General features: G+C 65.4%; 12 protein-coding genes. 2 read left to right on the top strand and 10 right to left on the bottom strand.

Annotation, left to right across the window (positions count from 1 at the left end; genetic code table 11):
* Positions 1-75 precede the first annotated feature (75 nt).
* Both BLR66_RS06045 and BLR66_RS06040 read right to left on the bottom strand, forming a co-directional pair.
* The gene (locus tag BLR66_RS06045) at positions 76-411 is read right to left on the bottom strand and encodes a hypothetical protein (protein WP_093281295.1); all 336 of its coding nucleotides are present in this window, start codon (positions 409-411) and stop codon (positions 76-78) included.
* A gap of 84 nt (positions 412-495) precedes the next feature.
* Positions 496-1,146 (bottom strand): DUF1232 domain-containing protein, encoded by a 651-nt coding sequence (locus tag BLR66_RS06040; RefSeq protein WP_093281292.1) that lies wholly within the window; start codon positions 1,144-1,146, stop codon positions 496-498.
* A 146-nt stretch (positions 1,147-1,292) separates the two neighbouring features.
* Between BLR66_RS06040 and BLR66_RS06035 the strand changes: the two genes are divergently transcribed.
* Positions 1,293-3,524 carry a winged helix-turn-helix domain-containing protein gene (locus tag BLR66_RS06035; RefSeq protein WP_093281288.1) on the top strand — a complete coding sequence of 744 codons (2,232 nt, stop codon included), beginning with the start codon at positions 1,293-1,295 and terminating at the stop codon, positions 3,522-3,524.
* Between the two features lie 23 nt (positions 3,525-3,547).
* On the top strand, positions 3,548-3,805 hold the full coding sequence (locus BLR66_RS06030) for a hypothetical protein (RefSeq protein WP_093281285.1): 258 nt from the start codon (positions 3,548-3,550) through the stop codon (positions 3,803-3,805).
* Here the strand turns inward: BLR66_RS06030 and BLR66_RS06025 are convergent.
* From BLR66_RS06025 to dxr, 8 genes are all read right to left on the bottom strand, one after another.
* Entirely contained in the window at positions 3,783-4,457 is a 675-nt protein-coding gene (locus BLR66_RS06025) for a ribonuclease HII (protein ID WP_093281282.1), read from the bottom strand. The genes BLR66_RS06030 and BLR66_RS06025 overlap by 23 nt on opposite strands.
* Complete coding sequence (lpxB, locus tag BLR66_RS06020) at positions 4,454-5,704, bottom strand: lipid-A-disaccharide synthase (RefSeq protein WP_093281279.1); 1,251 nt, start codon at positions 5,702-5,704, stop codon at positions 4,454-4,456. The genes BLR66_RS06025 and lpxB overlap by 4 nt, the downstream gene beginning before the upstream one ends.
* Positions 5,701-6,489 (bottom strand): acyl-ACP--UDP-N-acetylglucosamine O-acyltransferase, encoded by a 789-nt coding sequence (gene lpxA / locus BLR66_RS06015; protein WP_093281276.1) that lies wholly within the window; start codon positions 6,487-6,489, stop codon positions 5,701-5,703. The genes lpxB and lpxA overlap by 4 nt, the downstream gene beginning before the upstream one ends.
* 3 nt (positions 6,490-6,492) lie before the next feature.
* Complete coding sequence (gene fabZ / locus BLR66_RS06010) at positions 6,493-6,951, bottom strand: 3-hydroxyacyl-ACP dehydratase FabZ (RefSeq protein ID WP_093281273.1); 459 nt, start codon at positions 6,949-6,951, stop codon at positions 6,493-6,495.
* Positions 6,948-7,970 (bottom strand): UDP-3-O-(3-hydroxymyristoyl)glucosamine N-acyltransferase, encoded by a 1,023-nt coding sequence (gene lpxD, locus BLR66_RS06005; protein ID WP_093281270.1) that lies wholly within the window; start codon positions 7,968-7,970, stop codon positions 6,948-6,950. Before lpxD ends, fabZ begins: the two co-directional genes overlap by 4 nt.
* Positions 7,971-8,076: 106 nt before the next feature.
* The gene (gene bamA, locus BLR66_RS06000) at positions 8,077-10,518 is read right to left on the bottom strand and encodes an outer membrane protein assembly factor BamA (RefSeq protein ID WP_093284425.1); all 2,442 of its coding nucleotides are present in this window, start codon (positions 10,516-10,518) and stop codon (positions 8,077-8,079) included.
* A 119-nt stretch (positions 10,519-10,637) separates the two neighbouring features.
* Positions 10,638-11,999, bottom strand: coding sequence for an RIP metalloprotease RseP (gene rseP, locus BLR66_RS05995; RefSeq protein WP_093281267.1), 1,362 nt, complete (start codon positions 11,997-11,999; stop codon positions 10,638-10,640).
* The gene (gene dxr / locus BLR66_RS05990; RefSeq protein ID WP_093281264.1) at positions 11,996-13,213 is read right to left on the bottom strand and encodes a 1-deoxy-D-xylulose-5-phosphate reductoisomerase; all 1,218 of its coding nucleotides are present in this window, start codon (positions 13,211-13,213) and stop codon (positions 11,996-11,998) included. Before dxr ends, rseP begins: the two co-directional genes overlap by 4 nt.
* Between the last annotated feature and the right edge of the window lies 1 nt (position 13,214).

Here is a 13,214-nt window from a genome sequence, read left to right as displayed (position 1 = left end):
CGCTAGCAGGGTAGCGGGAGGGGTGGGGTCGAACAAGGCTTGACAGGCCGGCGGCGACGCCTGGGCCTTGGTATATCAGGCTCCAAGGCGCCTGGTGGTCGCGGGCCTTTGTTCGCGGCCGGAGCGTTGCCACTCCAGTTGCGCGACTTCCCGCAGACCGGTCCGGCGGTAGAGCAGGTAACGCGCGATTTCTTCGGCCAGCGTCATCCAGGCGCATTCGCTGGCGCGACCCTTGCCAGCGGCGCTGGCCAGTATCTGCAGCAGTTGGCCCCTTGCTACCGGCGTGCACGACCAGTGGCGATCGGCGAGCATCGACCTCAGCAGTTGCAGGCGATCATCGTTCTGGTCCTGGACTGGCGCGAGCCGATGCGCGGGTCTGCGTGTATCGGCCGGCAGGTATGCGATGGACATGACGAACCCTCTCTGTTTGATTCCGCTGGCCGCCCGCCCTTGCGGGCGGCCAGGAACGGTAATTCCGAGCGCCGTATTGCTTGCTCAGTGGACGCGGAACAGCCCGGCGGCCTCCGGCACATAGCTGCTGCCGCGCACGCGGCGCTGGTGTTCGCGCAGCCCTGCCTCGGCGCGGCGTGCGACTTCCCAGTCCTTCCGGTCGAAGCGGAACGTCTTTATCTCCTGCTGGTGCAGGCGCGCTTCTATCAGCCGCAGACGGCAGAAGTCCTGATAGCTCAGCACTTCGCCCGCCAGCCGTGGCCAGGCCGCTTCGACGACGATGGCGTCGTCCAGCCGGCCTACCTGCGGGATCCAGTCGGGGATGAGGTCGTTGTGCCCGTTGAGGTAGTCCAGCACGGCGCCGGCCGGTGTAACCACTTCGTTGGCGGGTTGCCAGCCGTGGTCGGCGAGCATGCTCGACAGCGAGCCGGCCTGTTCCAGCCGCTGGCGGATGCAGGTCGGGGTGGACTGCGAGCCGCAGGAATCGGCGAGCAGGCGCGCAGCGGTCACTACCTGGTCGCAATCCAGCGGGGTTCTGTCGCCGGCCAGGGCGGAAAGCAGTTGGTTGAAGCGTTCCATGTCCAGGCTGCTGAGACGGAAGCTGCCGATCCGGCGGCGGCGGCTGGGGCGGTTGGGATTGGTTGCGGGCAAAAGCACCTGTGGCAGGGATTCGATGTGATTGGCGTTGGTGGACATGATGGGTCTCCGGTAATGGATGCTGGGAAAGGCACCCGGTCGGGTGCGTGACCAGCTTCCGTCGGGCCGGTGGATGGGTCATGATGCGGACGCGAAGCTTCCGCCAGCTTTTCAGCTGGATTGCGAGGTTTCCATGAGGAATTGCAGTGGAGTCCGATTCGGGCACTAACGCAGGTACTCAGGGGGCAGAGCGATATCGCTTCGGCGACATCGTCGTGGATGCGGTCGCGTACACGATCAGCCGCAACGGCCAACCGGTGGCGGTGGAACCGAAGGCCTTTTCCGTATTGCTGGCGTTGCTGCGCCGCGCGGGCCAACTGATTCCCCGCGACGATTTGCTGGATGCGGTCTGGGGCCACCGCCATGTCACTCCCGGCGTACTGACCCGGGCCATCGCCCAATTGCGTACCGCGCTGGGCGACCGCGCCGAGCCGCACTACATCCAGACCCAGCATGCGGTGGGCTACCGGTTCATCGGAGTTCTGCAACCGGATGAAGCGGTTCCGGCCACGGCGCCGCCCAATGCCGAAGAGCTGGTCCAGGAAGCGTCGGTCTCGTCGGTGCATGTGCCGGCCGCGGGCGAAAACACGTCCGATCCGGTTCCGGTTTCCGAAGAAGCGCGTTCGCCGGAACCAGCTTATGCGGGCAGCGAACGGCGCGGAGCGCATCGATTCTGGCGCTGGCAGTGGACCGCATTTGCCGTGCTGATGCTGGCGTTGGTTATCTGGGCCTGGCAGCACCGCCCGACGCAAGTGCGCGTATCGGAACCGTCCATCGCCGTGCTGCCATTCACCAATCTCAGCGAGAACCGTGACAACGACTACTTCGCAGAAGGGCTGGCGGCGGAGATGCACGATGCATTGGCGGGAGTGCAAGGCTTGAAGGTCGCCGCGCAAGTGTCGCCGGCGACGGTGCTGAAACAGGGCGGCGACGTCAAGGCGCTGGGCGTGCTGCTGGGAGTCGCTACGGTTCTCGATGCCAGCGTGCGGCGCGAAGGCCAGCGGGTGCGCATCAATGCGCGGCTATCCGACTGCGCGACGGGCTACATCTTGTGGACGCGCAGCTACGACCGCCAACTCTCCGAGGTGTTCGACACGCAAGTCGAGATCGCCGACGAAGCCGTGCGATCGCTGATCGCAGTGCTGCCGAAACAGAGCGAAGCGATGGCCAGACGGCTTACCCCGACCCGCAACGCCGCCGCATTCGACGCCTACTTGCGGGGATTGCAGCAACTGCTTGCCGGAGGCGAAGGAAGCGAGGCCAAGGCGGTCGGTTTCTTCGACAGCGCGCTGAAAGCCGATAGCGGATTCGCGCGGGCGCAGGCTGGGATCTGCCGTTCGGAAGTGGCTGCCTTCCGGCATCGACATGATGCGTCCGCATTCGAGCGTGCTCGCGACGCCTGCACGCGCGCCGGGAAGATGGACGAAGGATTGGGCGAGGTCAGCGTTGCGTTGGGCGACCTTTACCAGGCGCACGGAGAATCGGGGAAAGCGGTCGAGGCCTATACGCGCGCCGAATCCGATCCGGTGTCGCGCCCTTCGGCCTACATGGGCCTGGCCATGGTGCATGCCGAGCAGGGCGACCACGAACGCGCGCTGGCGTTGAGCCGCGCTGCGCTCGCGCTGCGCCCTGCCGACGCCAGGATCTTCGCCTACAGCGGCTACTACAGCTACCTGGCCGGGCGCTCGCAAGAGGCGATCGCGGCCTATCGCAAGGCCGTCGAACTGAAACCGGACGATGCGATCTACTGGAACACGTTGGCGGCGTTGTACGTAGGCGCCGGCGACAACGCGGCGGGGATGCGCGCGCTGGAGCGTTCCATCGCCATCGAGCCCGGTTCCGAAGCGCTGACCAATCTTGGCGAGCTCAAATACCAGGCAGGCGATTACGCAGCCGCAGTGGATCTGCACACGCGTGCCACCACGCTGGCGCCGGCCGACTACCTGCCCTGGGGCAACCTGGGCAACGCATTGCTGGCCGATCCGGCGACCGCGGACAAGGCAGGCGCCGCATTCCAGCAGGCGGCGAAGCTTGCGCAGGGCTACATCGCAACACGCCCGGCAGATGGAACGGCGCTGGCCGCGCAGGGCTGGTTCCTGGCCAACCTCGGACGCGCCGGCGAGGCGCGGGAAATGCTGATGCGTTCCGAACAGCTCAAGGGCGAGCAAGCCGAGATCGCTCTGTACAACGCGCAAACCTTCGCCCTGCTGGGAGACACCGAAGCCGCGCGAGCACGGCTACAGGCAGCCCGGGCCGCGGGCCTGCCGGAAACGCGGGTCGTCTCCAACACCGTATTGCGCCGCGCCGGACTGGTGCCCGATCGCACGCGCGCGGACGCGGTTCAAAACACGGTTCCATCCACCCCCGGAAAATCCTGACCGGGGCCACCCGAGGAGGTCACATGCCACGCGATCGAAAAAACCGCAAGCCAACGCCCAAAGAAGCCAGCGCGATCAGATCGCGAATCAAGAATCTGGTCGGCCGCGAAATCGGCGAGGCCACGATCATCAAGGATATGTTGAAGGAGCGCGAATTCGATTTCGTCTATCCGATCGACGAATTACGCAGCCTGGCGTTCAAGATCACGGTCACTCCGCTGATGAGCAAATCGCTGGGTGCCATTGCGCATCTGTCGGTCAATCCGGGCAAGCCACCGTGAGCGGACCGGGCATGCGCCTCGGACTTTGACCAGAGGCGCCCATCGCATCACGCACCGGCGCGAAACTTCGCCGGTGTAGCGGGCAGGGACCATGCTCGGCCAAGGCAGCCAGATGCGAAGGCGTGGCATAGCCTTTGTGCACCGCGAAGCCGTAGGCGGGGAATTCATCGTGCATAGCGACCATCAAGCGGTCCCGGGTGACCTTGGCCAGGATCGAAGCGGCCATGATCGAGCGATCCAGGCGGTCCCCGCCCACCAGGGCTTCGGCGCGGCACGGCAATCCTTTCGGCAACGCGTTGCCGTCGATGCGCGCCAGTTCTGCGACATGGGCTACGCCCTCCACCGCGAGCCGCATCCCCAGCATCGTGGCCTGGTAGATGTTCAGACGGTCGATCTCATCCGCTTCCACCAGCACCACGCGCCAGGCCAGCGCGCGTTCGATGATCCGCGAATACAGCGCTTCGCGCCGCGCGGCATTGAGTTGCTTGGAATCGTCCAGCCCATTGATGCGCGGACGGGCAGGGTCGAAGACCACCGCCGCGACCGCCACCGGCCCGGCAAGCGGCCCCCGGCCCGCTTCGTCCACGCCCGCGACAAGCAAGGGGACGGCCACGTTGGACGCCGAAGGAAAATCGAGCGCACGCTGGTTCATGGTCTGGCATCCTTCGGCAGCAGCCCCGCGATGGCATCGGCAGCGCGTGCCGAGGCATCCTGGCGCAACGTCTCATGCAACTCGCGGTAACGCGGTTGCAGCGCGCCGGTGATTTCCGGATGCTGGAACTGGTTCAGCACGGCCGCGGCCAGATTCTCAGGCGTGCATTCGTCCTGCATCAGTTCCGGCGCCACATCGCTTCCGGCCAGCACGTTGGGAAGCGCGTAGCGCTCCACTTTCAGCATGCCGAACGCCTTGACGATGCGGTAGGTCAGCGGGGCCACCTTGTAGCCGACCACCATCGCGCGCTTGGCCAGCATCGCCTCGAGCGTGGCGGTGCCAGACGCCAGCAGCACCACGTCTGCAGCCACCATCGCCTCGCGTGCGCGGCCATCGGTCAGCATCGGCGGTGCGGCGAATCCGGTTTCGGCTATCAACGGCCGCAGAGCATCCGCGCAGGCGGAATTCGCCGCGGGCACCACGATCTGCAAGTAGGGAACGGATTCGGAAACGATCCGCGCCGCTTCCAGAAAAATCTTGCCGAGCCGTCCGATTTCTCCCAGCCTGCTGCCCGGCAGCACTGCCAGGACCGGCGTATAGGCGTGCAGGCCGAGTGCGGCGCGTGCGGCGGCCTTGTCCGGTTCCACCGGCATCTCGTCGGCCATCGGATGACCCACGAAGCGCGCGTCGATGCCGTGCCGGGCGTAGATCGGCGGTTCCATCGGGAACAGACAAAGGACCATGTCCGCGCTGGTTCCGATCTTCTGCGCGCGTTTCTCGCGCCAAGCCCATACCGAAGGGCTCACGTAATGCACGGTGCGGACGTCGCGACGCTTGAGCCAGCGCTCCACGCCCAGGTTGAAGTCGGGGGCATCGATGCCGATGAAGACATCCGGCTTCCATGCGAGCACGCGCTCGCGGAACTCGCGGCGCAGTTTCAGCAGGCGTGGCAGATGGCTGAGGACTTCGGACAGGCCCATCACCGCCAGCTCGCCCGAGTCGTACCAGGTTTCGCAGCCGCTCTGGCGCATCGCCTTGCCGCCGATGCCGGCGAATTCCGCTTCGGGGAAACGCTTGCGCAGCTCTGCGATCAGGCCGGCGCCCAATGCATCGCCCGAAGCCTCGCCAGCGACCAGGGCAATGCGTTTTGCACGCTCGTGCAGCATTCCCGGGCGTGCGGCCAAATCCAACAACGTCGGCGCCGCATCGTCGCTGCCGGTTGCCGTGCCGCGCCGCCAGCCGCTCATCGCAGCAGGGGCCGTTCGCCGCTTTCGATGAAATCCAGCAGCGCGCGCACATCGGCGCTGTCGCGCGCCTGTTCGGCCAGTTGCTGCTTGGCTTCGGCCAACGGCAGGCCGGCGACGTACAAGGTGCGGTAAGCGCGTTTGATGGCGCTGATGCGGTCGGCGTCGAAACCCCGGCGTTTGAGACCTTCGCTATTGATGCCGCGCGGGCGGCCCTGGGCCTCGGTCGCCACCATGGTGTAGGGCGGCACGTCGCCGCTGACCAGCACGCCCATGCCGAGGAACGCATGCGCGCCGACGCGGCAGAACTGATGCACGCCGGCGAAGCCGCTCATGATCACCCAGTCGCCGATCTGCACGTGGCCGGCCAAGGTGGAGTTGTTGGAGAACACGCAGAAGTTGCCGACGTTGCAGTCGTGCGCGACGTGCGTGTAGGCCAGCAGCCAGTTGTCGTCGCCGATGCGGGTGATCCCGCCGCCGTCGCCGGTGCCGCGGTTGATGGTGACGAATTCCCGGATGGTGTTGCGGTCGCCGATGACCAGCTCCGTGCGCTCGCCCTTGAATTTCTTGTCTTGCGGATCGCCGCCTATCGCTGCGTGGCCGACGATGTGGTTGTCGCGCCCGATACGGGTGGGGCCGGTGATGCTGCAATGCGGCCCGATGACGCTGCCGTCGCCTATTTCCACATCGGCGCCGATGCTGGTGAACGCGCCGACGCGCACATCCGCCCCTAGCCTGGCGGCCGGATCGATCGAAGCGCTGGGATGGATCGCAGGCGCCGGGCTCATGCGTTACTCCTTCTCCGTTTCAGCGCACAGCACGTCGGCGCAGGCCACTTCCTCGCCGCCGACGCGCGCCACGCAGGTATAAAAGGTCATGGTGCGGATGATGCGCTTGATCTGCACGTGCAGTTCCAGCACATCGCCGGGCACCACCATGCGCGAAAAACGCGCATTGTCTATCTTGACCAGGTAGAACAGCTTGTTGTCGGCGACCGTGCCGCGCGAGAGCTGGGTCAATACGCCGCCGGCCTGCGCCAGCGCTTCGATCACCAGCACTCCCGGCATCACCGGGTGCCCGCTGAAATGGCCCTGGAAGAACGGCTCGTTGATGCTGACGTTCTTCAACGCGACGATGCTCTTGTGGGCCTCGAACTCGACTACGCGGTCCACCAGCAGGAACGGGTAGCGGTGCGGCAGCAATTGCTGGATGCGGGTCACGTCGATGGGCAGTTTCACGGGTTCGTTCACTCTTCCTCCTTGCGCACGCCTGGGATGCGTCGCGCCAATGAATCCAGCTGTTTGAAGCGGGCCGCGTTTTTGCGCCAGCTGCGGTTGTCGGTCAGCGGCGTGCCCGAGGAGTACTCCCCGGGTTCGCGGATCGAATGGGTTACCAGCGACATCGCGGTGATGGTCACCTTGTCGCATATTTCCAGATGGCCCAGCACGCCTGCGGCGCCGCCGATCAGGCAGTAGCGGCCGATCTTGGCGCTGCCGGCCGCCGCGCTGCAGCCGGCCATCGCCGTATGCGCGCCGATGTGCACGTTGTGTCCGATCTGGATCTGGTTGTCCAGGCGCACGTCCTCTTCCAGCACGGTGTCGCCCAGCGCGCCGCGGTCGATGCAGGTATTGGCGCCGATCTCGCAGTCGTCCCCGACCGTCACGCCGCCCAGCTGCGGCACTTTGATCCAGTGGCCGGCATCCATGGCCAGGCCGAAACCATCCGCGCCCAGCACCGCGCCGGGATGGATGCGCACCCGCCGCCCCAGGCGTACCCGGGTCACCAGGGTCACCCGCGCGATCAGCTCGCTGCCTGCACCGATTTCGCAATCTTCGCCGATCACGCAACCCGGTCCGATCACGCAGCCCTCGCCGACGGCGCTATTGGCTCCGATCACCACGAAAGGCCCGATATGCACGCCGTCGGCGATGCGCGCGGCGGGATCGATCACCGCCGAGGGGTGGATGCCGGCATCGCGAACCGGCTGCCGGTCGAACAGCGCGGCGATTTTGGCGAAGGTGGTGTACGGATCGCGGGCGATCAGCACGGTGCCGGGGGCTTCCGCGGCGTCTTGCTCGCGGAGCACCACAATGGAGGCGCTGCTGGCCGACAACTGGTTGCGGTAACGTGGATTGGCCAGAAAAGTCAGCTGGCCTTCGCCCGCACCGGAAAGGGTGCCCACGCCACGTATGCGCAGGCTGCCGTCGCCACGCAACACCAGGGCGTAGCGTTCGGCAATCTCGTCGGCGGTGATGCTGAAAGTGTCCACTGGGCGCAGTTTAACGTCTTGGGATGGCCGCGTAGAAGAAAGGCCCGGGGTTGCCCGGGCCTTGAAGGGACATCATTGAGGGGGCATGGCGCCTGCGCGGCGATCCTCAGAACGCGCCGCCGAAGGTGAACTGCAGGCGCTCGACCTCGTCTTCGTCTTCCTTGCGCAGCGGGAACGCATAGCTGATCGAGATGGGTCCGACCGGCGCGCGCCACAGCAGCGAGATGCCGGTGGAGGCGCGCAATTCGCCCGCGTCGAAGCTGTCGGTATCGGCGTAGACGTTGCCGAAATCCACGAACGCCGAAACACGGGCGGCCTTGGAGTCGAACAGCTTGGGAAAATACATTTCCAGCGAACCGGTGGTCTTTAGCGACCCGCCCAGCGGCTGCCCGCGAATGCCGCCGATCTCCTCCGAGCGGGGGCCCAGCGTGTTGTCGCGGAAACCACGCACCGAGCGCACGCCGCCGGCATAGAAATTCTCGAAGAAGGGCAGGCCTGTGGCAGTAAGCACGCCGGCTTCGACGGTGCCTGGCGCGCACTGCGCCGCCGCCTTGGTTTGCGGATCGCTGGGATTGACCCGGCACAGGCGCCGCGAAAAATCGCTGCCGTAACTGTCGCCGTATCCCACTTCGGCGCGCGTATTGAGCACCAGCGACTGACTGAGCGGCCAGTACTTGGAGAACTCGTAGTTGAGTTTGAAATACTCGACCGTGGAGCCGGGCAGGGTGATTTCGGTGGAGACGCGCTGGTAGGTGCCGCGAGTCGGCATGAAGTAGTCGTTGCGGGTGTCGCGCGCCCAGCCCAGCTCGGTGCGCCAGGCGTGGAAGGTGCGCGTTCCGACGGCATCGATGTAGTCGATGATCGAGGCGGGCGTGGAGCCGCGGAAGGTCAGGATTTCGTTGGTGTCGATGCCGAACAGCAGCGAGACAGTGTCGTTTTCGGTGATCGGCAGGCCCAGTACGCCCTGTGCGGCGGCGCTGGTGGTCGAGTACTGCGCGGTGTTGAAGCTGGAATAGTCGAACTCGCGCCACCACAGGTTGTAGCCCAGCGACATGCCTTCGTCGGTGAAGAACGGATTGACGAAGGAGAACGAATAACGCTGCAGGTAGTCGCTGCGCTGGGCTTCCACCGAGACCCGGTTGCCGCCGCCCAGGAAGTTGTTCTGCGACAGCTGGATGGAGGTGGTAAGGCCGGACAGCTGCGAATAGCCAAGGCCGAACACGAAGCTGCCCGAAGTGGTTTCCTTGACGTTGAAGACCACGTCCACTTCGTCGTTGCTGCCGGGCACCGGCGGCGTTTCCACGTCGACGGTCTCGAAATAGCCCAGGCGCTGCAGGCGGATCTTGGAACGGTCGATGGCGGCCTGCGAATACCAGCTGCCTTCGAACTGGCGCATCTCGCGGCGCAGCACTTCGTCGGCCGAACGGGTATTGCCCTTGAACACGATCCGGCGCACGTTCACGCGCGGGCCGGGGACGACCTGCAGGTTGATGGCGACCGTGCGGTTTTCGCGGTCCACGGTGGGGATCGGATTGACCTGCGAGAAGGCGTAGCCGATGTTGCCCAGGGTCGAGGTGATGGCGTCGGAGGTGTATTCGAGCACCGCCCGCGAGAATATCTGGTCTTTCTTTACAAGCACGAGTCTTTCGATGTCCTCGACCGGAAGAATGGTGTCGCCGGTGACTTTCACATCGGACACCTTGTACTGCTCGCCTTCGGTGATGCCGGCGGTGAGGTACATGTCCCGCTTGTCGGGACTGATCGCCACCTGGGTGGAGTCCAGCGAGAAATCCACGTAGCCGCGGTCGAGGTAGTAGGAGTTCAGCTTCTCGATGTCGCCCGAGAGCTTTTCGCGCGAGTACTGGTCGTCGCGGCGGTACCAGGACAGCCAGTTGCTTTCCTTCGATTCCCAGTTGTCCAGGATGTCCTTGTTCTCGAACTTCTCGGCGCCGATCAGGTTGATGTGGCGGATCTTGGCGGCCTTGCCTTCCTTGACATTGATGGTGATGTCGACCCGGTTGCGGTCCAGCTTGGTCACGGTCGGGTTGATTTCGACGTTGTACTTGCCGCGGTTGTTGTACTGCTTGGTCAGCTCCTGGGTGACGCGGTCCAGGGCCAGACGGTCGAAGGTTTCGCCTTCGGCCAAGCCGATGTCCTGCAGTCCCTTGGTCAGGTCTTCGGTCTTGATGTCCTTGTTGCCGCTCAGAGTCAGCTTGTTGATCGCCGGGCGCTCGGCCACGGTGATCACCAGGATGTCGCCCTGGCGATCGAGTTTGACGTCCTCGAAGAAGCCGGTCCTGTACAGCGCGCGGATCGCTTCGCCGATCTTGGTGGAGTCGACCGTGTCGCCGCGCTCGATCGGCAGGTAGGTGAGTACGGTACCGGCCGAAATGCGCTGCAGGCCGTCGATGCGGATGTCGCTGGCGGTGAAGGCGTCCGCACTGGCGGTCGCCGGCAGGCCGAATTCCGTCGTCTGCGCCCAGGCCGGCAATGCGATGGCCGAGGCCAGGGCTAGGGCGAGCAGGCGGCGGGTGGGGAGTCGCGTCATCATCACATCCGATAAGGTGGGTGCTGCTGTTGCCTGCAAGGGCGCAGGGGTTTGCCGAAAAGGGGCCGGCGGGGAAATCAGGGGAAAGCGAGCCGGGAATATCCGGGAAAGCAGGGCCATCAGGTCACCAGACGGAAAATGTCGTTGTAGAACGCCAGACCCATTAGGCTGGCCAGCATGGCCAGACCCACATATTGCCCGGTGGCCATGGCGCGCTCGCTAAGCGGACTGCCTTTGACCAACTCTATAAGGTAATACAGCAGGTGCCCGCCGTCCAAGACCGGGATCGGCATGAGGTTGATGATGGCCAGGCTCAGCGAGAGCAAAGCCAGGAAATACAGGAACCAGTCGACCCCGCGTTTGGCCGTAGCATTGGCGACTTGGGCGATGGTGATGGGGCCGGAAATATTCTTGATGGAGGCCTGCCCGGTCAGCATGCGGCGAATCATGCCCAGCGAACCGGAAGCCAACTTGCCGGTTTCCCTGAACGCTGCGGGGATCGCGGCCAGCGGGCCGAATTGCTGCTTGGCGTCGTAGGCCGCAGGCTGCAACTGGGCAGGGGGGGCGATGCCCAGGGTCCAGTATTCCTTGCCCGAGTCCGGGTCGCGCCACCAGGCCGGCTGGATGTCGAGCGCCAGGCGTTCGCCGTTGCGTTCGACTTCGATCATGGCGCCGCCGCCCTTGGTGCCCAGTTTCTGCACGAGCGGGGAGATATCGCTGAAGCTGCGGACGGGATCGCCATCGACAGCGGTGATCCGGTCGCCCGGAATCAGCACCTTGGAGGCCGGCGAACCGGGCTGGGTTTTCTCGACCAGTGCCGGGGCCAACTGGTGCTGCCAGGCGAAACCGGCAAGCCCGGCCACGTTTTCCTGGTCGAAGCCGGGCGGTAGATCCGAAAGCGAAAGGTTGCGGGTGTGCTCGACCCCCATCCGATCGGAAACCACGATCTGCGGGTCATGGCGGTCCAGCGCCGCTGTGGTCATGGCCTGCAGGGCGTCGCCCCAGGTGTTGATGACCTGGCCATCGACCGTCTGGATCCTGTCGCCGGCCACAAATCCTGCTTTGGCGGCCAGGCCTTGCGCCTGACCGACCGTGGCGCTGTAGTCCTGCCGCCCGATCACGAACATCGCCCACAGCAGCGCCACGCACAGCACCAGGTTGGCGATGGGCCCGGCCGCTACGATGGCGATGCGTTGCAGCACCGGCTTGCGGTTGAAAGCCTGCGGCAGTTCGGCGGCGGGGACGTCGCCTTCAGCCTCGTCCAGCATCTTCACGTAGCCGCCCAACGGGATGGCGGCGATGGCGAATTCGGTCCCATGGCGGTCGCGGCGCGACCACAGCGGCTTGCCGAAACCGACCGAGAAACGCAGCACTTTTACGCCGCAGCGCTTGGCTACCCAGTAATGGCCGAATTCGTGGAACGTCACCAGGACGCCCAAGGCCACGACCATCCACCAGATTGAGCCAACGATGTCACTCATGCGGGGAGCTTGTGGCCTTGTGATTGCGCTAGTTGTGAGACGGCATGCTGTGTGAGGGCGTGTTCGGTGAGGCGTCGCGCCTGCGCGTCGGCCGCCAGCAGCGCTTCCAGCGATTCGGCCGGGGCTGCGGGCAATCGGGCGAGAGTCTCCTCGACCAGCGCGGGAATGGCTAGGAAACCGATTCGGCCCTGAAGAAAGGCTGAAACAGCGACCTCGTTGGCGGCGTTCAGCACCGCGGGCGCGCTGCCGCCGGCTTCCAGCGCCTGCCAGGCCAGGCGCAGGCAGGGGAAGGCGTCGGTGTCGGGCGCTTCGAAATCGAGCCGGCCCTGGGCCAGCAGATCCAATCCGGCCACGCCCGATTCGATCCGCTGTGGCCAGCCCAGGCCTACCGCCAGCGAGGTGCGCATGTCGGGCAGTCCCATTTGAGCCAGTGTCGAGCCATCGACGAATTCCACCAGCGAATGCACCAGGCTTTGCGGATGCACCAGTACGCCCAGCTTTTCGCCGGGCATGTCGAACAGATGGTGGGCCTCGATCAGTTCAAGGCCCTTGTTCATCAGCGTGGCCGAATCGACCGAGATCTTGGGGCCCATCGACCATTTGGGGTGGGCGATGGCCTGCTCGCGCGTGACCGAGGCCAGCGAATCCCGGCTGCGGCCCCGGAAAGGACCGCCCGAAGCGGTGAGCACGATGCGCCGCACATCGCCCTGAGTCTGGCGTGAACGCAGGCACTGGAAGACGGCGTTGTGCTCGCTGTCGATCGGGATGATTTCGGCATTTGCGCCGTTAGCAGCGGCCATCAGCAGCTCCCCGGCCAGTACCAGCGATTCCTTGTTGGCCAGCAGCAGGCGCTTGCCGGCGCGTGCCGCGGCCAGGGTGGAATGCAGACCGGCGGCGCCCACGATCGCGGCAATGACCGTGTCGCACGCGTCGCCCGAAACCAGGGCCTCCAGCGCGGCGTCCCCGGCATGCGCCTGAGTGTCCAGCCCGGCCTCGCGCAGACCGTCGCGCAGCGCAGCGAAACGCAATGGGTCGGCGATGACCGCGTGGGCAGGGCGATGGGAGACGCAAAGCGCAATCAGTGCATCTACCTGCGTACCGGCGCTGAGCACCGAAGCCCGCAACCGGTCGGGATGGCGCGCGATCACGTCCAGCGCCGAGGCGCCGATCGAGCCGGTGGCTCCAAGTACCGCGATGGCGCGCGCAGAGGTCATG

It is taken from the genome of Pseudoxanthomonas sp. CF125, from assembly GCF_900104085.1.
In the GTDB taxonomy this organism is placed as follows: Bacteria; Pseudomonadota; Gammaproteobacteria; order Xanthomonadales; family Xanthomonadaceae; genus Pseudoxanthomonas_A.
Note: the sequence above shows the minus strand (reverse complement) of the source record. Positions and strands in the feature narration are given on the sequence as shown.